Raw genomic sequence first — 20,712 nt, 5'->3', positions numbered from 1 at the left:
GGGGCCGCGGTGAGTTCGACCGGAAGAGCAAAGAGTCGCGCTAGCACGGATCGGTGTATGGATCCGGACGACAGGACGCGCGTTCACGAGGTAATGTCGACCCCACTCGAGACGATCGACCCGCACGCGTCGCTTCGCGACGCGGCACGGCGGATGCACGACAGCGACATCAGCGCGCTCGTCGTCACGACGAGCCGCCGTGCGATCGTCACCCAGAGCGACGTTATCAGTGCGGTCGCAAACGGGCTGGACCCGAACGAAACCTCAGTCAGCGACGTGATGACCGAGGACGTCGAGACCGTGACTCCCGATCTCTTAATGGAGGAGGTAGCCGCGATGATGACGATGTACGGCGTGAAACATCTCCCGGTCGTCGAGGACGACTACGTCGGCATGGTCTCCTCGACCGACGTCGCCGCCCACCTCTCGTAGCGGCACAACGCCGCGACATTGCGAGTGTCCCTACCGATCGCGAGCGGGGGCTCACAACAACAGCAGCGGTGCGCCGACCGCGACGCCGACCGCGATGAGGACCAGGTTCCAGATCAGCACGGGTCGCACGAGATCGCGCGTGATGCTGGCGGCGAACACCGTCTTGACAAGGATGCTCGCGGCCGTCCCGGCGACGACGCCGGCGACCGCGGTGTCGACCTCGATCTGTCCGGTGCCGAGCAGCGAGACCGCGGTCGTCGTCGCGGTGCCCGAGGAGACGAGTCCGGCGAGAAACGCGGTGGCGACGAATCCGCCCGCGCCGAACGTCCGCTCGGCAGCGACGGAGACTAACAGGACGAGCAAAAACAGCGCACCGAACGTCAGCGCGTTCCGGAGACTGAACGGGGAGGTGAGATCCGCCTGCAGCTCCGCGCGCCAGTCGCTTCGCCAGACGGCGATCGCGACGCCCGTGGCCGCGATCGCACCGAGCGGCGCGCCGACGATGAGCGCGGCCTCCGGAACGAACGCCGCGACGATGACCGCGTTACGGACCGCCATCGCGGCGTTCGCGAGGAGGATCGATCCGACCGCGATGCCGAGTAGATCCGTGTGCCCCTTCGCCCGTTTTGCCATCTCCGCGACGACTGCCGTCGAGTTGACGAGTCCGCCGAAGAACCCGGTAACTGCGTAGCCGCGGCTCTGGTACTTCTTTACCAGCACGTAGTTGACGAAACCGATCGCGCTAATGGCGATCACGAGCGCCCAGATCAGCCGGGGCTGGATCGCGTCCCACGGGTCGATCGTTTCCGCGGGCAACAGCGGGTAGATCACGAACGCGAGAATGGTGAACTCCACCGCGCTACGCATCTCCTCTCTGGAGAGACCCCACGCGAACTGGTGAAGCTCGCGTTTCAACACTAAAAGCAGCGAGGAGAGCACGGCGACGGTCACCGCCTCGATGAAGAAGTCGTTCGCGACGAGCGCGCCGAGTCCGTACGCGACCAGCAGCGAGACGGACGTCGTCAACGACAACCCCTCGACCGCCTCGACGACGAAGCTCTGTACCGCTAGCAACACTGCGGTTGCGATGATCAACACGCCACCGACGATCAACAGCCCGTCGCTGCCGAGGATCGAGAACACTGCCGCGAGCAGGCTAACGAGCGCGAACGTCCGGATCCCCGCCGGTTTCTGTGACCATTCGCGTTCGAGTCCGAGAAACATCCCCAGAAGCGTCGCCGCCACGAGTCGCGCGACGTCCGTCTCGAGATACACCATCGGCTCGAAGCCGGCGAGCATCCCGGCGGACCTACCGAGCGCGACGATGGAGGTACCGAGTGCGACGATGGAGGTACCGAGTGCGACGACGGAGGTACCGAACGTCATTGGATCTCACCACCGAGCGTCACGGCAAACCCATCTCCGAACGTCACGGCAAACCCGCCCTCGAGTGCGGCGACCGATCCGCAGCGTGATCCGCGTGGCGGCGTCATACCTCAACCGACGTGTCCGGCGACGGCTATAGTTTGCTATGTGTTATGGTAGTATGGAACGCTTGGCATGATGTCCACCATGATCGCATACCCGAATCACCCGTACGACGCTAGGTGCTGCGTGCTCGATCTCGGGCGTACGTCGCTCACGAGGGTGGATGGGTGGTTTATAAGCGATACCGTGGAGGGGTTGGTGTTCATTTATAAGTGAGTCGCGAGAGCGATAGCTCCGCGACGAACGATCCGAAAGCCCCAGCCGCGACGGCTCGCGCGCCTTGCTGCGCTCCTCGGTCGCTCGCGGTGCTCGCTCCCTGTGGTGCTTACTGCGGCGGGCGTCGCCCCACCGGGAGACTGCGTCTCCCGAGCCCCCGCTCGCTCCGCTCGCGGGGATCGCGGCTGCCCCTTTCGATCCCACCCGACCGCAGCCGCACAGCACCTCACGCCTCCCCAGCCTCGTCGGCGGCTCGCGCGTTCCGCGCTCGCCGCCGCCTCCCTCGCACGCGCTCCTCGCGCCCTAGAAAGGGCGCTCGGAGGCGCGCGCCGACCGCCCGCAGTCGCCTGATAAACGAACAATGTTTTGCTTGTGGTTGCGGTGGCGCGCGCCGCGAGCGGGCCGCAGGCCCGTGAGCGAGCGCGCGAGGGAGACCGGAGGGGCCGCCGAGCGGTTCCGGCGGCCCCTCCGGTCGAGGCTGGGGTGGTCCGAGGCTGCGGTGCGGGGCGGGACTGGAAGGGGCAGTCGCGAGGGCGACGCACGGCGACGCAAGGACCGCAAGGAGCGAACGCAGTGAGCGACTGAGGACCGCAGCGAGCCGCGCGAGCCGTCGCGGCTGGGGCTTCCAAGTCGGTCTCTGCTCCACCGCTCACTTATATACCACTCCTCACCGCGCTGAATACACCTTTATAAACCACACATCGATTCTCGTATGCGCAATATACGCCCGAGATCACTCACTGGGATGGCTGCAATGTACAGTTCCCGTATGAGTGTGAACCGGTCTATGACATCTTCAGATATGGCTACACACATCTCCGTGAAGTACCTCGGGGTCAAGCCCCGAGGCACTCTGCCTGTTAGTTCTGTAGATCCTGCCGATCGGTCGCGAGCGTGCTCACCGGTTCGTCGGCTCGCGTGGAAGGTCAAGCGACTCCGTGAGGTTGTGCTCCTCGCCGGTGATGATGTAGAGGACGTCCTCCAGGACGACGACGAGTTCTGGGAGTTCGCGGGCGACCAGGTAGGTGATCCCGATCAGCGCGACGACCGCGAGCAGCTGGCTGATGATCCGGTCGGAGACGAGAAAGGAGACGCGGTACGGGTCGGTCGCGCCGAACATCGCCAACACGAGGTCGGGCTGCCAGTGCATGTACTGGTTGCCCGCAACGATGGAGATGAACGCCGTCCGGATGATGTTGAGGACGTAGATGAGCGGGATCGAGACGGCGAGCGCGCGGAGCTTGCGCGAGAGGGGCGCGTTCACCGCCGCGATCAGACCGCCGAAGATCGCCATGCTACCGAGGCCGGTACACGCGAGCACGACGTGGATCCGAACGGTGTGGCCGTCGTCGAGGATCCACTCGTAGGCGGCGTCGTACCCCTCGCGGCTGGTGACGCGTTCGGGGGCGTAGCCGAGCAGGTCGATCAACAGCCCGGTGTGGGTGGCGACCACCTCGATGAGCACCTGTCGCGGCTCCGGGAGCGCGAGTCCGGCGACCGAGATGGCGGGGATCGTCTCGAACGGCAGATAGATGAAAAGCATCAGCGCCACCGCACGAGTGAGAACGAAAAGCGACGCGCGACCGTTGTACAGTAGGTAGCCCGCGTACGCGCTCGCCGGCGCGCCGGCAAGTGCGAGGATCGCCTCCACGTAGCTCTGGTGTTCGAAGGCGAAGAACGGCACCATCGTGAGCCAGAACAGCCCGAACAGCCCCCACGTGCCGGCGGCGAGGGTGCGTCCTGCGGCGTGGCCGCGATGGTCGAGCACCCACGCGACCGCAAAGAGGAGCGCGACGAGCCACGCGAAAGTGAACGTGTCCGGGAGCGCGGCTAGCGGAGCGAACGCGCTCGCTGTACTCATACCGAGTCGGTCGGGTTTCGCCGGATAAAGCCCTTGTCGTTGTCTGCGGAGCATGCCGGGGCTCCGGTGGAGATGGCTCGAGTGCCGGACGGAAGCAGCGATAACACTCGCGGAGCGATCCGCCACGAAGAGCCGGAGAATCCCACGCTGCCGACCGGAACGCGTTTCCCGAGGCAGTCGAATGTGGTGAACGACTGATGAGCAGCGAGCTAGAACGAACGAGCAGGCTCGTGCGACGATCGCTCGATCCGGAGACGGTGCCCGTCTTCGAGGATCGGTTGGAAAGCCAGGCCGAGTGGCTCCGAACGGCCATCGAGGAGGGTCGGATGAACAACGACGACTTCGCGGTCGGGCTGGAGCTGGAGCTGTACGCCGTCACGGCCGACGGAGCGACGGCGACGACGGATCGAGCCGCGGACGCCGGTGGCCCCCACCTCGCGCCGTTGCCCGATTCGGTGTTCGAGACGACGGGCGTAAACAAAGAGCTCGGCGTTCACAACGCCGAGATCAACACGGAGCCGACCCTGCTGTCCGATGGTGGGCTGGCGGCGCAGGCGACCGCGATCCGGGACCGAACCGAGGCGGCTCGCGCCGCGGCTCGAACCCACGAGCGTGAGTTGGTGCTCGACTCCATATGGACGCTCGCGCCCGAGGAGGGAGCCGTCGAGTATCTCTCCTCGACCACGAGCCACGACGGCGTCGTATTCGCGGAGCACATGCGCCAGGCCCCTCGGTACGTCGCGCTCGATAACCACGTGCTCGAGTACGCCGACGACGGTCCGGTCCCGCTGTCGGTGCCGGGCGCCGACCACGGGTTCCCGACGATCCTCTTCGAATCGCTCGCCACGTCGATCCAGCCACATCTCCAGGTCCCGACTGCGGCCGAACTCCCGGCGTACTACAACACGGCGATCCGCACGCTCGCTCCGACGCTTGCGCTGTCCGTGAACTCACCGTTTCTCCCGGGAGCGCTGTACAACGAGGTCGACGATCCCGAGACGCTCGTCGAGGAGACACACGACGAACTCCGGATCGCGATCTTCGAGCAGTCGGTCAACCACACGCCGAACGCGAAAGTGCGCGTCCCGCGAGACATCGAGACCGCTACTGACGTGGTCGACCGCGTCCGCGAGGACGACCGTTGCGCGCCGTTTCTTCGGGAGTGGGTCGACGATGAGTCGGACCGCGAGACGCTCGCGGATCGGATCTGGGAGTTCGATCATAAACGGGGCACGTACTGGCGGTGGCTACGCTGTGTGATCGGTGGCGCGCGTATCGGGCCGGGCAACGACGAGCAGTCGCTCCGTATCGAGTATCGGCCGATTCCGTGTCAACCGACCGTCACCGACGTGGTCGGCATGCAGGCGCTGGTCGTGGGGCTGATCCACGGGCTGGTGACGGCCGATCACCCGATCACCGAACTCCCGTGGGAGGTCGCGGAGTCGAACTTCTACAGCGCCGCCGAGGCGGGAATACACGCCGAACTCGACTGGATAACTGCGGACGGGACACGAACGACGGACCGAGACCGGATCTTCGCGGACGTGTTCAGCCACGCTCGCAGCGGGCTGAGCGCAGTCGGCGTTCCCGCCGACGATATCGAGCGGTACCTGTCACCGATCGAGGAACGCTGGTCGCTCCGGACCACCCCCAGCGACTGGAAGCGGGCTCGCGTTCGGAACGCCCTCGAGGACGGAGCGGAACTGGAGACGGCGATCGCCGAAATGCAGCGAGAGTACCTGCGACACAGTCTTACAGCCGACTCCTTCGTCGAGTGGCTCCCGTCGACGGAGTGATCCGCCTCGAAAGATGCTGAAACGACAGTAACAAAAGTGTCTCTCCCATGATCGGTGTATGATCGAAACACCTCGCCGGCAACTGCTGGCGGCCGCCGCAACCGGGACAACGCTCACCACCGCCGGCTGTAGCGCCCTCGAAGAGGAGGGGGCCGAGGAGACCGATGACGGCGCGGCCGAGGAGACCGACGGGGACGACACACCTGCCGATGCTGCGGCGGCCGCGATCGCCGTCGACGTCGAGGAGGAGCTACAGGCTGCACAGGCCGAGATACAGCAGCGACTGGAGGAAGGAGAGATCGACCAGGAGGAGGCGCAGACCGAACTGCAGGAAGCACAGATGGAGGTGCTGTCGGAGACGATCGGCGAGATCGAAGCGGACGCGGCGGACATCGACGGGCTGGCCGTCGCCGATACGAACGCACAACTCGGACTCGTGCTCGTCGACGGCGACGCGAGGGCCGTGCTCGATCAGCTCGATTCCGAGTACGTTGCCGCGCTGCTCCCTGCCGATGAGTTTCAGGCGGCTTGAACAGTCAACCGAAGTTCACCGGGAATCCACATCGTTCTCGCGACAGGCGCGTGGGATATACGGGAGCCGACGCGACGTGACGTGACATCCTCCGCGCCGTGAACGGCGCGGCTGCTCACCGCGCGGCGGTCCCGTTCGTGTAGCGGTCCCACAGGAACAGCGCGGGCGGGAGCGCGATGACGGCCCCGACGAACGAGTAGACCACGCTCGTCGCCATCAGGAAGCCGAAGTCGCCAAGGACGGGCGTGATCGCGAGCGCGAGCGCGCCGGTGCCAAGCGACGTCGTGAGCATGCTCCCGGTGAGCGCGCCGCCGGTTCCGGAGAGGGTCGTCCGCAGCGACGCGTACGTGTCAGGGGTGTCGTTGTACTCGTCGATGAACCGCGCGGTGATATGCACCGAGTAAGCGATCCCGATCCCGATCGCGATCGAGAGGATCGTGGCGGTCAACGCGTTCAGCGGCATCCCGAGATAGCGCATGGTGCCGATCAACGATGCGACCGCGATCGCGATCGGGAACACGTTCACCACGCCGAGTAACGGTCGTCCCTCGATCACCCAGTAGGCAACCACGAGGAACACCGCCGTGAGCCCCAGCGCGAGTGTCAGCCCCTGAATGGCCGACTCGAAGATGAGGTCGGTGATGACGTCGAAGATGATTATCTGGCCGGTGGCGATCGCGGCGTATCGGTACTGTTCGGCGTGTTGGGCACCGTCGGCGGCGACCTCGTCCTGTGTTGCACCCGCCTCGACGATGTACTCGACCTGTGCGCCACGCCGGTCGTCGGTGAGGTAACGTTCCGCCTGCGGCCCCGCCTCCGAGGCGAGCAGCTCGTCGTACACCCGATCGAGGTTTCGGTCCGGGATCCCGTTACCGCTTCGGTCGTTGCGGGCGACGAGCGCCGCGAACTCCTCGTCGTTTTCTGCGTGTGATCGGATGACGGTGACGATGCTCGTCGCATCCGCCCGTCCACCGGGGCCGACCGCGAGCGTGCCCGGCGGATCGTCGTCGGGTGCTGCAAGCGCCTCCAGAGCGTGATCCTGTTCGAACGGCCCCTCGACGAATATCGTTATCGACTCGTCTTGATTCGCCTCGAACCGGTCCTCGAGGAGGTTGATCGTCGACGTTACCGTGTACTCACCGGGCGCGAACGGCTCCGGAATGTGTTCGACGTACCACGCTTCCTCCTCGGGGGGCAGGAAGTCCTCCTCGTCGAAGGTGGTGTCGACGCCGGTGCCGTACGCGCCGAGCGCGCCGCCGAAAAGCACCAACGCGACGACGAACGCCAGCGGGGCTCGCCGGCCGACGGTCGCGGAGACGGCGAGGACCCGGCCGAGCGCCGACTCCTCGGTGGCGATCGGCGTCGAGTTGAACTCCGGAACGCCGTACCGTTCCCGGATGCGATCGACCTCGAGTTTCAGCGCCGGGAGGAACAGCCCGAAAATCAGGAACGTGAACACGATCCCGACCGCGGAGGCGATCCCGAGATTCCGGATCGGATCGAGCTCGGAGACGACGTTCGCGCCGAATCCGAACACCGCGGTGACGGTGACGATGATGAACGCGATCGCGAGCTGGTTGGCGGCGATCCGCATCGACGGAATCGGAGCGATCCCTTTCACCGTCTCCTCGCGATACCGGTTGATGATGTGGATCCCGAAGTCTATCCCTACCGCCAGCAGCAACACGGGGACGGCGATCAGCTGCTGGTCGAACGGGATCCCGGAGAAGCCGAGGAAGCCGAACGTCCAGATGATCGTCATCAACAGCGCGAACAGTCCGAGCGCCATATCTATCGGGTCGCGATAGGCGACCGCAAGGAAGCCGAACAGCAACACGACGACCACGGGCATGACGATGGCGAGCGAGTCGCCGATGATCTCGCCGAACTCGTCGTTGATGATCCCGGACCCGAACGCTCGGAGGTCGGCGGGCTCATCGCTGGCGAGGTCGTCGACCGTCGTCTGGATCTCGGTCAGGTCGTCACTGTCGAACCCTTGCGGGACGTCGTGAGAGATCACGGTGATCGACGCCGACGCGGACGCCTGATTCTCGTTGAAGTCGTCGGAGACGATGGCAGTGAACTGCGGGCGCTCGCTCGCGTGCCGCACTGCAGCCCGGACCTCGGAGTCCGTCGAGCGCTCGACGGCGCGACGCATCTCCGCGGGCGTCTCTGCGGTCGGATCGAGCGTCCGTGCGACGATCGTCGCCGGGCCGTTCGCGGCGTCGTATCTGAGCTCCTCTCGGTCGTCGACCCGCTCTAACACCCGGAGGGTGTAGAGCAGCTCACCCCGCGTCAACACGTCGTTACCCGAGTGAATGAGCTGTGTCGTCTCCTCGCCCGCCTCGAACGGGTCCTCGAACTCCTCGTTGATCGCCTCCAGCGCTTCCTGCTCGGGGAGATCCTCGGTGAAGCCGCCGGTGGCGTCCGTCTCCGTCTCGACGGCCGACATCCCGCCGGCGAACACTGCCGTAACGACGAGGAACGCAACCACGACCGTCTTCGGTCGCGAAACGACCGCTTCGTTCACCTCGTGGGTGAGATCCTCGATCCGATCGTCGAGTCCACCCATCTATTCCTCACGACGATAGTAGTAGTAGCCGCCGCCCGCAGCCACGACGACGAGCACGCCGACGACGAGCAGCCACGGGAACCCGTCCTCGGCGTCGACGACGGTTATCGCGACGCGCGTCGTGTCGGACAGCTGGCTGTTCCCGCGCTCGTCGTCGTACCGGAAGTCGAAGGAGATCGGGTACGTCTTTGCGGTCGCGCCGGAGTCCGCCTCGAGCTCGAACGTCATCGTCGTGGTCTCACCGGGATCGAGCTCCTCGACGAACGCCTCGTCGTCGTCGCTGTCGAGCGGATCGTTTGCGAACAGGCGGGCTTCCACGTCCGAGGCGGTCTCGTCGAGGTTGTTCGTCACCTCGACGTCAAACTCGATCGTCTCGCCAGCCGTGATCTCGCGGTCGACGACCTCGAGCAGGAACTGGTCGCGTTGCGGCTCGACGTCGAACAGCAGCTCGACGTCCTCGTACGCGCGGCGCTCGAAGTCGGCGTTGCGGTAGAGAACGGTCACGTCGGCGGTCCGGGAAACGGGCTCGGCCTCGCCGCCGATCTCGATCGGGAGTCGGAACTCCGCGGACTCGCCGGGCGCGAGCGTACCGACCGCGACCGACTGCTCGATCGGGATGACGTTCGGCGACTCCTCGGCGTACTGTACGACGACGTTTTGCGCCTCGGTCGGACCCTCGTTGGTCACCGTGCCGTACACGTCGCCGTCCTCGCCGACGCGGAGATCGGACTCGATATCGTCGATACTGAACCGCTGCTCGTCGAGCGGCGTCACTGCACCACGGATCCCTTCGTCGACCCGCAGGATGTTGTCGGCGTTTCTGAACGTGACGTTGCCGCCAATGGTGTAATCACGGAGCGGCGAGCCGTCAGCGATCGTCGTCTCATACCGGACCGTCTCCGACTCGCCGGGTTCAAGCTCGTCGATTCGAGCACTGTCACCGGGGAGATCCGCCTCACCGAGGAAGAGGCCGTCGCTCTGCGCGCTCAGTCCAACGTCGATGTCGGTGGCTGCGTCCGAACCGGTGTTCTCGAGTTCCGCTTCGAGCGTCCCGGTGTCGCCGATCTGTGCGTCGGTGGTCGCGTTCGTGATCGCGAATCGCGCCTCGTCGCGCACCTCGACTTCGACCGTCTCCGTCACGGTGCGCGAGCGGTCTTGTGTGACGCCGCCACCCTGCTGGAACGTGTGTGAGTACTTCAGCTCGACGTCGACGTCGTACGTGCCCTCGGGGGTGTCCTCGGGGACGTCGATCGCGAGCGTCACCGGACGAGGCTCGTTCTCGGTGACCGACCCGACCGCCGCCTGCCCGGTCATCACGGTCAGGGGGCTGTCCGCGTCCGCCTCGGCGCGGACGTTGCGCGCGGTGGTGACGACCTCGCGCAGTTCGGAGCTGCCGAAGCTGAGCGAACCGTCGTTGGAGATCTGGATCTCCACCTCGTTCGTGCTACCCGGGGTGACGTACCGCGCCGGAGAGTGCACGTCGAGGTCTGGCGAGCCGCGGACGGTCGGCGGTCGTTGTTGTTGCGCGATCGCGTCGCCGGCGGCGGACGCGTCGAGCGACTGCTGAGCGGACGCGTCGAGCGACTGCTGGGCGGGTGACTGACTCGCGCCGAACGCCGGGCCGGTAACGGCGAGTAGCCCGACGCCGACGAGGAGAAACGTCACTGCGAGAAGAACGCCGAGACGAGGGAGACGCGTCATCCGTTACCCCCACAGACGGACGGGAGCGGCTTCGGAGAGCAACGATACGGGAAACGACTGCGGGAGTACTGGCGTCGCATTCACGTGACGAATAAGAATCCACGAATAGATAATATTTACGTTCGTGGATGCCGTATCCCCTTGTATGAGGCGCGAGCGCGCAATCGAACACGAGTCGCTCCGGGGCGTATGAGTCGGTTTAGCGAGGCGGAGCGGGAGCGCATTCGGTCGGCGCTGGTCGAGGCGGGCCGCGAGCTGTTCGCCCAGTTTGGCTTCGATCGGACGCGGATCAGCGATATCACCGAGGCGGTCGATATCGGGACGAGCACGTTCTATCAGTTCTTCGACTCGAAAGAGGCGCTGTACGTCGAGGTGCTCTGTGTCGAGCGCGACCGGCTGCTGGCGGAGATCGACGAGGCGGTGAGCGAGGCGGAGTCGCCCCGCGAGGAGCTCCGGACGATGCTAGAGACGCTCCTGCAGGAGGTCCGGTCGAACCGGCTGATATCTCGGCTGATCATCGACGACGAGATCCGCGGAATACAGGAGCGATTCGCGGAGTCGGACTCGGCGGCGGACGACGACCACCACAGGACGGAGCTGTCGTACGCAAAACAGTGGGCCGAGCTCGAGGAGTTCCGGTTCGACGACCCCGCGGTCGTCCGCAGCATGATCCGGTCGCTTATCTTCATCACGCGGGCGCGCGACCGGTCGGTCGCCGGCCCCGATCAGGACGTCCCGTACGAGGCGATCGAGGCAGCGATCGTCGACGTCGTCGTCGCCGGATTCTTCGACGACGGCTCCGCCAGCTCGTGATCTCGTCGCGAGCGATGCGGCAGCGAAAAATCCGTGAGTGATGGACCGATCCGGTCGGGATCGGTGGGTGAAACTCGTGGGTGACGGTCCGTCGTCGGAGCGGCGTTAGCTCCGGCGGCGGGTCGCGAGCAGCGCGGCGGCGACGAGCGCGACGAGTGCGACGACGGCACCGAAGCCGGGCGTGTCGTCGTCGGTGTCAGCGTCGTCAGCGTCGTCGGGAGTCGGCGTCTCGTCCGGCGTGGGCGTCTCGTCCGGGGTGGGCGTCTCCTCCGGGGTGGGCGTCTCCTCGGGCGTCTCGGGTGCCTCGACGACCAGCTCGCCGGCGACGCTGGCGTTCGCGGTGTGGATCGAGTGGACGTACGTGCCGGGGTCGGCAGGCGCGTCGACCTCGAACGACACCGACGCGGTGTCGTCACGGTCGAGCGTCAGCTCCTCGGTGGCGACGGGGTCGTCGTCGATGCGGAGCTCGACGGTCTGGGTGGCCTCGGTGCCGCCGATGTTCGTCACCGTCGCGGAGACGGAGAGGGTGTCACCGGGGGCCGCCGTGGCGGCGGCGGGGTCGAGCGCGGTCACGTTGAAGAACGCGGGATCGGGCTCCGTCGCGGGCGGGTCGGCGTCATCGTCGCCGACGGGTGCGCCGGAGGTGACGCCGGTGTCGGTCACCTCGAAGGTGAAACTGTAGCTGCCGGCGTCGATCTCGGTGAAGTCGGCGGTGAGCGAGCCGTCGCGGAGCCCTCGGACGACGAGGACGTCGTCGGCGGCGTGGGCGTCGTGGACGACGCCGTCGACCGCGAACGGCTGGCGGTCGGCGTGGGGATCGGGGTTGTCGGCGGCACCGCCCTCGCGGAACAGCGACTCGAGATCCTCGTAGTCGAGACCGTCGGCGCTGACGTTGAGGTTGTAGCTGGCGCGGTTCGAGCGAATTTCGAGATCGACGTCGTCATCGGCGGTGGTGATCCGGTCTTGGCCCCACTCGACGCGGAGCGACTGCCTGGTCACCTCGATCGGGCGGGCATCGGTCTCGTCAACGAGGTCCGTGGCAACGCCATCAGCGTCAAAACGGAGCACTTGTGAACGGTCGTCGCCGGAGACGAGCACGTACTCGCCGTGGAGCGCGTCAGTCGACAGCGTCAGCGAGCGGTCGTCGTCGAGTCCGTACTCCCGGACGAACGAGCCGGCACGATCGTCGCTGCGGTCGTACGTCCGGAGTTCGACGGTGTCGACATCGGTCACGGACTCGGGAACGGCGAGCCCGAGGGTCTGCCCTTGGAAATAAAGCGAACCGGAGGTGAACGTCGCATCGACGCCGCCGCGCTCGACGGCGGGAGGTGTAGCCTGCGTGGCGGGTGCCGCCCCCGCGAGCGGGATCGCGACGACGGACAGGATCATGATCGTCGCGAGCAGAAGGGCTCGGACGGTTGTCGAGGGTGTAGATCGGGATCGCATCTCTGCGGGCAGAAACGAGGCGAGCACTTAAGAACTGAGTGGTGAGCGAGATGATCGCAGGCTCGGGGGGGGAGTGCGGACTGCGCGGTACGGCGGTTGGCGACGACCCGATCGGAACCGATTTCCCACGGGTCATTCGTGTTCGGATATGGAACGACGCGACGTCGTGGCGGCGGTCGGCGCGCTCGCGACATCGGCGCTTGCCGGGTGTGCAGACGAGGAGGGGGCGGAATCCGGTGCGGACGACGAGGAGCCGGAGCCGGCCGGAGGTCAGGTGGGCGGCACCGACGCCGGGACGGACGAGGTGCACGAGGGGATCCAGGCGATCAACGACGCGATCACGGTGATCGACGACGAGCTCGGCGTGGAGTCGGGCGGCGTGGACTCAGGGTATATGTGGGTCGAGTTTCACACCTCCGGCGAGCTGCTGGAGGACCTGGAGGTCGTTGGCGGGGCGTACGCCGGCGCGGTCGAGCAGGGACTGGAGTGGAAAGCCGAGGCGACGGCGGTGCGATCGGAGACGTCCGTTCCCGAGTACGACGTCACGATCCGGCCCGAGTGGGCACAGCAGCTCGTCGACGAGGAGATCTCCGGACAGGAGTATCTCGAACGGATCGAGGAGACGATCGACTGACGCGCTCGTACGCGGCGCTCACGCCACGGGGCGGTGGCGACGCGGTGGGAGCCGCCGCGGTGGGAGCCGCCGGGCCCACACGGATGCGGGCGATCGGAAGCGATTTCCGGCGCGTCGCCCGTGTTCGGGTATGCATCGACGCGACGTCGTGGCGGCGGTCGGCGCGCTCGCGACATCGGCGCTCGCCGGGTGCGCGGACGAGGAGCCGGACGGGCCGGTCGCCGACGACGCGGACCCGACCGAGGACGACGCCGACGACGACGCGGACTCGCCCGAGGCCGTCGAGGCGTTCCACAACGCGATCACGGTGATCGACGACGAGCTCGGCGTGGAGGCGAGTGGCGTGGAGTCGGCGTTCGTGTGGGTCGATTTTTACACCTCGGGTGAGCTGCTGGAGGACCTGCAGGTCGTTGGCGGGGCGTACGCCGGCGCGGTCGACCAGGGGCTCGACCGGACGCTCGACGCGATCGCGGTACAGGAGGACGCGCCGGTCGAGGAGTACGTCGTCACCGTCGAGCCCGAGTGGGCACAGCAGTTCGTCGACGAGGAGATCTCCGGACAGGAGTATCTCGAACGGATCGAGGAGACGCTCGAATAGTAGCATCGACGACTCCGTATCGATCGTTCGGATCGTCGTATCGCCGGAAATCGGATACGAGAGTCGTCTAGACACGAGTTTTATATCCTCGCTGGTCGATCATTAGATATGGCCTCGCGCAGAGAACTCCTCGTTGCCACCGGGATCGCGATCGGTCTCGCGGGCTGTTCCGACGACGCAGATCCGGGGGACGACGAGGCTGGCGAAGCGAACGGAGAACCGCCGCGGGACGGGGTGCAGCTCGGTGACGTGCTGTTGCAGGGAACCGACGGCGACGAGCCGCACAGCGTCCAGATCGCCGTGGAGGGCGACACGGGCGTCGTCCATCTGGACACGTACTCGGTCGAGCCCGGAGAGCCCGCGGTGCACGTCCACCGGGAGTGGGACGACAGCTACACCGAGTACATGATTAACGTTCGCGTCGACGGGCAGGACCGCCGGACGATCGACGTGCTCGAGCTGACGGACCGCGTCGGCGGGTGTGCCGACGTGCTCGTTCTCCTCGACGCCGATGGATCGGTGAGCGTGTGGGATCGGTCGTGTGCGGAACCACGGCCCGATCCGGACGCGGACGACGCGGACGACGCGGACGATGAGGACGGGGACGCGGACGACGCGGACGACGAGGACGATCCGGACGGAGACGCGGACGACGAGGACGACGCTGAAGCCGATGACGGGGACGCCGCGAACGATGACGGAGAGGGAGCGAACGAGTCGTAACAGTTGTTGGCAATGTGATCTACTTTATTCAGTCTGACCGACCTGGACACTGCGGAATCCTTGCCGGTCATTGTTCGTTTGTCAGTGCTCCGACTTCGGCTTTTCTATCTGTTTTTGACGTTCGTTTCATCTGGAGTGACGGGCTTCACTCGAAGCTCTCCGAAGCCGTACTTCGAGTGGTTCCCGACGCGGGTGAGTCCGGACATCGCGGTCGGCACGCCGGCAAAAAGCGTGAAAGTCAAACCGGGCTGGGAGTCGGTTGCTGCCGATCCGGGTCCGCTGCCGGACAACCGGGAGGATCGGCGGACGCAGCTGTGGCTCGTCGGTGTGAGTCGGATAAAGAAAAACCGCGAACGGGGGCCGGCCCGCGTGGGCCGGTGGTGTTAGCCTGGGTCGCCGGGCGCGTCTCGGGACTCGCTGGCGTCCGTGTTAGGGACGGCGGCGGGTCGCGAGCAGCGCGGCGGCGATGAGCGCGACGAGGGCGACGACAGCGCCGAAGCCGGGCGTGTCATCGTCAGTGTCGTCGGGCGTGTCCTCAGGGGTGTCCTCAGGGGTGTCCTCAGGCGTGTCCTCAGGCGTGTCCTCAGGCGTGTCCTCAGGCGTGTCCTCAGGCGTGTCCTCAGGCGTGTCCTCAGGCGTGTCCTCCTCGTCGTCGATGGCCTCTACGATCTCACCGGACGCTTCCGGCCGGTCGTCCGGCCAGTTGCCGCGGAGGGTGAGGTCGTAGGTGTCACCGACGTTCGTGTCGCTCAGGTCGAACGTGCCGGTCACGTCCTCGTCCTGAGTGACTTCGAGGTCGGACTCAGTGATGATGAACGAGGGGCGAGTGTCGCCGGACGAACGGACGCGCATGTCGACCTCGCTGGCCGGCGCGATGTTCGTTTCGGCGGTGAACTCGAACTCCTCGTCAGCGGTCGCGTTGTACGGGTCCTCGACGAACTCGCCAACGCGTTCCTCGACGTCGTACGTGCGATCGGTTACCTCGAAGAGGTCGTCGAGGTCATCGTCATCATCTCCGTCGAACTCGAGGAGCCAGTTGTCCTCAACGCGGAAGTTCGTGTTGAACTCGTAGTCATCCTCATCGTCGAGGACGCGGTCGGACTGGAACGGAGCGTTACCGTCGCTGTTCCAGTTGTCCGTTTCGACCGCCAGGAAGACGTCACTGACGCCTTCCTCGACGATCACGTCGAGTTCGTCGTCAAGCTGGTCGTTCTGGACGCGGAGACGCTCGACGTTCGGACCGGCGCTGTCACGCGTCTCACGGAGGCGAACGCGAGCCGCACGCTCGCTTTCACCATCGGCGTCGTTCTTTGCGTGGAACAGCGTCCACTCATCCTGATCGAGACCGTCAGCATCGGAGTCGACGAGTGCTTCTAGGCCAGCGGTTTCGTCCGCGTAGTAGAACATCCCGTCGAGACCGGTGCCGCCGAGTTCGTGGATCAGGACGTCGTCCTGCGCGACGAGGTCGCGCTCGGTGACGTTACCTGCCTCGGCACCCGCGGCGACATCGCTCGGGTCGTCGAGGTCGTCGTAGGTGTCTTCAGAGGCAGTCCAGACGCCCATGTCGGCCTCGGTGCGCTGATCAATGAGCAGCGAACCGACGTCGTCCGGGTTGTCAACTGCCTCCCAGAACTCGTCTTCCTCTGCGAGGACGGACATGTCGTAGTCACCGTCGCTCAAGAGGAACTCGAGCGCGTTGGTGGTGATGTACTCGCCCTCGGATTCAGCGTCGTCTCCGAACTGGTTGGAGTCGACACTGATCTCGGCGTCTTCGTCAGCGTCGTCTTCATCGACCCAGACCACGTCGTCGACGGAGACGACCTGCTCGTATCCTTCGTCTTCGAGGTCACCGAGGTCGATGTCTCCGGAGAGACCCTCGTCGTCAATGATCTCCTCAGCAGTGACGACGTTGTCGTCGCCGTCAACGAACAGACCGGTCGTGCCGGCCGTGTACGTGTTGAAGTAGAGCGTGATCTCGTCAGTCTCCTCGTTGAACTCCTCGATGGAGACGTTTAGCTGGTAGCCGAAGTCGTCTTCCTCACCGATGACGAGCGCACCATTGCTCGCGGCCTCGTTGGCTTCGAGCGTGATGGATGCGATGCCACCCTGCGAGGTTTCGACCGTGCTGTCGACGAACTCGATCTCGGCGTCGTCGACGTCTTCGACGGTGATCTCGGCGGTGTCCTCAGCGTCCGTGTCGAAGGACTCGAAGAGGAACTCGTATTCACCGTCATCGATGTCGGTGAAGTTGGTTTCCTCCTCGCGGTCGTTGATCCGGAACATTCCGACCTTCTCGTCGGAGTCGAGGTCGCCGTCCTCACCATCCTGGTAGAGGAAGACGTTGAAGTCACCGTACGTTTCAAACGGCGGATCAGCGTTGCGGAGCTCGTCGTCAACAGTGCTGGCCTCAACGGCATTACTTTCAGCATCGTCGAAGTCCTCGCCGTCGGCGAGAATGCCGAACAGCTCCTCGTTGTCGAGGTCACCGTCAGCACTGACGTTCAGCGTGTAGCGGTTGCGGTTGGAGTCGATCTCCAGGTCGGTGAACGCGTCACTGCCGGAGTCGGCGACTTCGTCGTCATCGAACTCGGCGTCGAGGTCCATGATGCCGACCTCGAACGTGTTCGCGCGGACTTCCTGCAGGTTACCGCCGCGCAGGAAGTAGTCGCCAGTGTCGAGGTCGCCCGTCTCGATCAGGACGACCAGGTCATCCTCTTCGACGCCTTCGAACTGGTTGACGAAGTCGTTGTCGCCCTCATCTTCGGCTTCGACGACTTCGAGTTCCTCAATGTTGCTGGAGGACTCGATTTCGTTACTGTCGAACGAGGTCACCTCACGGAGACGGACTTCGTCGCCGTCGCCGAGGCCGACATCGTCATCGAGTATGGCCAGAGTGTCCTGACCCTGGTAGGCGAAGTCGCTCGGGGTGTACTCGACCTGCGGGTCATCTTCAACCTCCTCACCAACAGCAATTTCATCTTCAACGAAGCTAGCCGTTCCAGTGTCGTCAGTCTCGACATCGATTGCAATGTCGTACGTATCTTCACTGGCCGGGAGCGTGTGATCGTCGAGCGAGATAGTCTCCGTCTCGCCCGAAGTGATGGTCTCGTCGGGATCAGTGGTTACCTCGGTCGTACCGATGGCAACTCTGATCTCACCAGAGTTAACAGTGATGTCATCGGGACCGTTATTAGTCACGTCGATGACGAGGTTGTCTAGCGTCTCACCAGCGTCAGCTTCGGCAGGGTAATTGTTGCTCTGCTCGATGTCCCACGTGGCAGTAAAGTCGTCCTGAACGCCAACGAAGTCACCGTCGTCAGCAACAGAGACGACTTCTTCATCTGCAGCACCACCAGTTTGGGCACCATCGAAGTGCACGTTGACCCAGAGGTCGTTTTCTTGCACATCGAGGTCACCGTCAAGATTGAACTCCGCCTCAGAGACGTCTCCCGAGACGTCGGTCGTATCTAGTACGGTGCCAGGTGTATCATCGGATGCTAGTGCATCTTCACTGACAGATAGCGTGTAATCATCACCGTTTCCGTCAGCGAAGTTGGCATCCAGATTGACGGTCAGCGTCGAGAGGGTATCACTTTCTTCAAGCGTGAAGTCATCGACAGATACGCTTGCGGTGACGATCTGAGCATCATCAGTGGATGCAACAACTTCACTGAGCGTGTCGGAGCTAAGCTCACCGTCATCATCTGACTCAGTGGAGATGTCATCCGGATCAATCAGGTGTGCCTGATGATCACCTGGGTCAGCTCCCTCCACGTTGACGGCGACGTTCTGCTCGTCGTCACCATCAACAGGGTCTGAGACGCCAACAATGGCGTCACCCTCTTCAGGATCGTCGTTTTGATTCTGCGGTTCAGTGACGACCACCACAAGGCCGTCAGCGCTCTCTACGTCTTCGACGAGGATCTCGCCATCAGCGTTGATGGCCTGATCCTCAAAGTCAGCCTCCACAGATTGCGCCGCGGCAGTCCCGGCAAAGCCGGCAAAGCCAACGGCGACCATGGAGAGGACCATGATGACGCTGAAGAAGACCGCATTGGCCTTCTTGCGTGTTTCGTTATTATCGCGTGTCATGTTTTGTTGTGTTCTGGTCTGCATCTGCGACATCCGCATTCGTCCGACCGTCACCGCGTCCGATCAGCACTCGGGCAACCTGCATCGCCGGCATGGGTCAGGTCGGAGTAACCCGCGCAGCCGTGTCGCGTCGGCATTCTCCGTCACGGGTAGGCATCGAACACTACAGAGCATTGCTATAAATACTTTGTGTGATTCGAGAATCGTGCGAACCGTTCCCAACCGGCGCGAGAGGGCCTCAGACGGCCGTTTTCGATCGGACGAGCGTCAGACGCCACCGTCACCACCGGGTAGCGAAACGAATGTCCCTCGAACTCTCAATGACCCGTCCAGAGTATCCGACAGCATCGCTACCGACTGCTCTGCCGTTCTAAGCAAACCGCCGATCGATCTCCGCCGCGCTCCCTCGCGTACGCGCCCAGCCGCAATCACACACAGAGGGGTCGATCCGCGACCGCCACCGACGCGACCGGGCAGATTACCGTCCGATCCGTCGCGCGCGCGGCATCGTCGAGTGTCGTCGCCACGATCGGTGTCCGCGTCGCGATCCAGCCCGGCGGCGACGTCGCTGCATCGCAGCAGTGGGGTGAGTACGGAAGCGTACGCGAGGGCGACTCAATGCGGATCGACACGACCGGGTCGAACAGGTCGATCGTCGTCGTCCACGTCGGCCCGGACGGTGACGAGGAGGTGCCCCTCCGGACCGCGGCATCGACGTCTCTCGGCGGCTGATCGTACAAGTGATATAAAACTCGGAAGCCGAGTTAGGCTATCGTCGACGGTTGGCCGACCGCATTACCGCTCGGCTTGTGGACGATCGTTACTGTAATGTCATCGCTAGGATCGATTCCATCAATGTCGTTCGATTCTGAATCCATGTCTTCACCGCCCAGGTCGAAATTCTCTTCGTTCTCGGGATCAATAGTGATCGTGCCTGTATCAGCTGTTCGCCAATCACCTGCTGCGGATATTTCCGCTAAGTCGAACTCAGTACTTTCATCTCCTACATCCACAACAACGCGAAGGTCACTCAGCTCGATATCCTGACCGCCGGTTTTCGTCACTTCGATGGTATTGTCGTCGACATCGTCGATCGAGAACGTTGCTTGCGGCGCACTGTCGCCGACCTGATCGCCGAGTCCGAGCACGAACGTGCCGATCACGGCCGCCAAAATCACGGTGATCGCGACCATAAGTATAACCCCTATAACGGGGCTGACGGCCCGTTCGTCCCCCTGAAATGCTGTGTTGATGTTCATTGTTTTCGGTTTCCAACGAGGCTACCACGAAGATCAGCGACACCCGCGTACGGAGAGACCTGTGGCTGTGGGAACGATCTCTCGTACGCCGTCGCCGCGTGCTACCCTCGCCCGACCTTCGGTGTAGCCGTTGGTGTATGTGCAACTCCCCTTCCGCTCTGTATAAACACACCGCCGCAATTATTTATCCTGAGAATAACCGGCGCAAGATACACTGGTCGAAGATCATCGGCGCGTGCAGGCGTACGCCGCCACGCACCCGGATTCGGGGCTGGCTCGACGCGGTCCCGACAGTCGTGCGGAACACCCCCAAGCCGATCCACCAAACCGAAATCATTAGAATCGTGCCGGACGGACCAGCGCGTATGTCCGAGGAGACGAACGTCGACGTCGAGGTCGAAGTCGAAGTGGAGGTCGATCCGGACGAACTGGAGGCTGACGAGATCGAGGCTGACGAAAGCTGATCGAAGAGGCCACGACACAGCGCGGCACGTCCACGGTCGAGACGGTCACTCGGCCGATCCCCGTTTCTCGACGGAGCGTCCCTCC

At 64.4% G+C, this 20,712-nt stretch carries 15 protein-coding genes; 8 read left to right on the top strand and 7 right to left on the bottom strand.

Going from position 1 to position 20,712, the window contains the following annotated elements; all coding sequences use genetic code 11:
- The first annotated feature begins 57 nt into the window (after positions 1–57).
- Positions 58–432: a CBS domain-containing protein gene (locus ACYQ0R_RS01205; protein ID WP_459820512.1), complete on the top strand. Its 375-nt coding sequence runs from the start codon at positions 58–60 to the stop codon at positions 430–432.
- Positions 433–483: 51 nt separating this feature from the next.
- Here ACYQ0R_RS01205 and ACYQ0R_RS01200 read toward each other — a convergent pair whose 3' ends face one another.
- Both ACYQ0R_RS01200 and artA read right to left on the bottom strand, forming a co-directional pair.
- A complete protein-coding gene (locus ACYQ0R_RS01200) occupies positions 484–1,731 on the bottom strand; it encodes an MgtC/SapB family protein (RefSeq protein WP_459825627.1) in 1,248 nt (415 codons plus the stop codon).
- A gap of 1,303 nt (positions 1,732–3,034) precedes the next feature.
- Positions 3,035–3,997: an archaeosortase A gene (gene artA, locus ACYQ0R_RS01195; RefSeq protein ID WP_459820511.1), complete on the bottom strand. Its 963-nt coding sequence runs from the start codon at positions 3,995–3,997 to the stop codon at positions 3,035–3,037.
- Between the two features lie 197 nt (positions 3,998–4,194).
- On the opposite strand from artA, the gene ACYQ0R_RS01190 reads away from it, so the two are divergent.
- Together ACYQ0R_RS01190 and ACYQ0R_RS01185 are read left to right on the top strand one after the other, a co-directional pair.
- Positions 4,195–5,793, top strand: coding sequence for a glutamate-cysteine ligase family protein (locus tag ACYQ0R_RS01190; RefSeq protein WP_459820510.1), 1,599 nt, complete (start codon positions 4,195–4,197; stop codon positions 5,791–5,793).
- Between the two features lie 58 nt (positions 5,794–5,851).
- The gene (locus tag ACYQ0R_RS01185; protein WP_459820508.1) at positions 5,852–6,325 is read left to right on the top strand and encodes a hypothetical protein; all 474 of its coding nucleotides are present in this window, start codon (positions 5,852–5,854) and stop codon (positions 6,323–6,325) included.
- A gap of 115 nt (positions 6,326–6,440) precedes the next feature.
- On the opposite strand, the gene ACYQ0R_RS01180 is transcribed toward ACYQ0R_RS01185, so the two are convergent.
- Together ACYQ0R_RS01180 and ACYQ0R_RS01175 are read right to left on the bottom strand one after the other, a co-directional pair.
- On the bottom strand, positions 6,441–8,897 hold the full coding sequence (locus ACYQ0R_RS01180; RefSeq protein ID WP_459820506.1) for an efflux RND transporter permease subunit: 2,457 nt from the start codon (positions 8,895–8,897) through the stop codon (positions 6,441–6,443).
- On the bottom strand, positions 8,898–10,598 hold the full coding sequence (locus tag ACYQ0R_RS01175) for a COG1361 S-layer family protein (protein WP_459820505.1): 1,701 nt from the start codon (positions 10,596–10,598) through the stop codon (positions 8,898–8,900).
- 189 nt (positions 10,599–10,787) lie between these two features.
- Here ACYQ0R_RS01175 and ACYQ0R_RS01170 point away from each other — a divergent pair, with 189 nt between their 5' ends.
- On the top strand, positions 10,788–11,411 hold the full coding sequence (locus tag ACYQ0R_RS01170) for a TetR/AcrR family transcriptional regulator (protein WP_459820504.1): 624 nt from the start codon (positions 10,788–10,790) through the stop codon (positions 11,409–11,411).
- Between the two features lie 105 nt (positions 11,412–11,516).
- Here ACYQ0R_RS01170 and ACYQ0R_RS01165 read toward each other — a convergent pair whose 3' ends face one another.
- Positions 11,517–12,800 carry a PGF-CTERM sorting domain-containing protein gene (locus tag ACYQ0R_RS01165; protein WP_459820502.1) on the bottom strand — a complete coding sequence of 428 codons (1,284 nt, stop codon included), beginning with the start codon at positions 12,798–12,800 and terminating at the stop codon, positions 11,517–11,519.
- 205 nt (positions 12,801–13,005) lie between these two features.
- On the opposite strand from ACYQ0R_RS01165, the gene ACYQ0R_RS01160 reads away from it, so the two are divergent.
- The 4 genes from ACYQ0R_RS01160 (at position 13,006) to ACYQ0R_RS01145 (ending at position 15,199) form a co-directional block, all read left to right on the top strand.
- Positions 13,006–13,491 carry a hypothetical protein gene (locus ACYQ0R_RS01160; protein WP_459820501.1) on the top strand — a complete coding sequence of 162 codons (486 nt, stop codon included), beginning with the start codon at positions 13,006–13,008 and terminating at the stop codon, positions 13,489–13,491.
- Between the two features lie 130 nt (positions 13,492–13,621).
- Complete coding sequence (locus ACYQ0R_RS01155) at positions 13,622–14,089, top strand: DUF8159 domain-containing protein (protein WP_459820500.1); 468 nt, start codon at positions 13,622–13,624, stop codon at positions 14,087–14,089.
- A gap of 108 nt (positions 14,090–14,197) precedes the next feature.
- Positions 14,198–14,812 (top strand): hypothetical protein, encoded by a 615-nt coding sequence (locus ACYQ0R_RS01150; RefSeq protein WP_459820499.1) that lies wholly within the window; start codon positions 14,198–14,200, stop codon positions 14,810–14,812.
- Positions 14,813–15,004: 192 nt separating this feature from the next.
- Positions 15,005–15,199 carry a hypothetical protein gene (locus tag ACYQ0R_RS01145; protein WP_459820498.1) on the top strand — a complete coding sequence of 65 codons (195 nt, stop codon included), beginning with the start codon at positions 15,005–15,007 and terminating at the stop codon, positions 15,197–15,199.
- Between the two features lie 42 nt (positions 15,200–15,241).
- On the opposite strand, the gene ACYQ0R_RS01140 is transcribed toward ACYQ0R_RS01145, so the two are convergent.
- Entirely contained in the window at positions 15,242–18,904 is a 3,663-nt protein-coding gene (locus ACYQ0R_RS01140; protein WP_459820497.1) for a BGTF surface domain-containing protein, read from the bottom strand.
- Between the two features lie 764 nt (positions 18,905–19,668).
- Positions 19,669–20,163, bottom strand: a complete 495-nt coding sequence (locus ACYQ0R_RS01135; RefSeq protein ID WP_459820496.1) for a type IV pilin domain-containing protein — start codon at positions 20,161–20,163, stop codon at positions 19,669–19,671.
- Positions 20,164–20,712: the final 549 nt, after the last annotated feature.

The sequence above is a fragment of the Halorubrum luteum genome (assembly GCF_054652935.1).
This window is presented reverse-complemented; position numbering and strand designations above follow the sequence as displayed.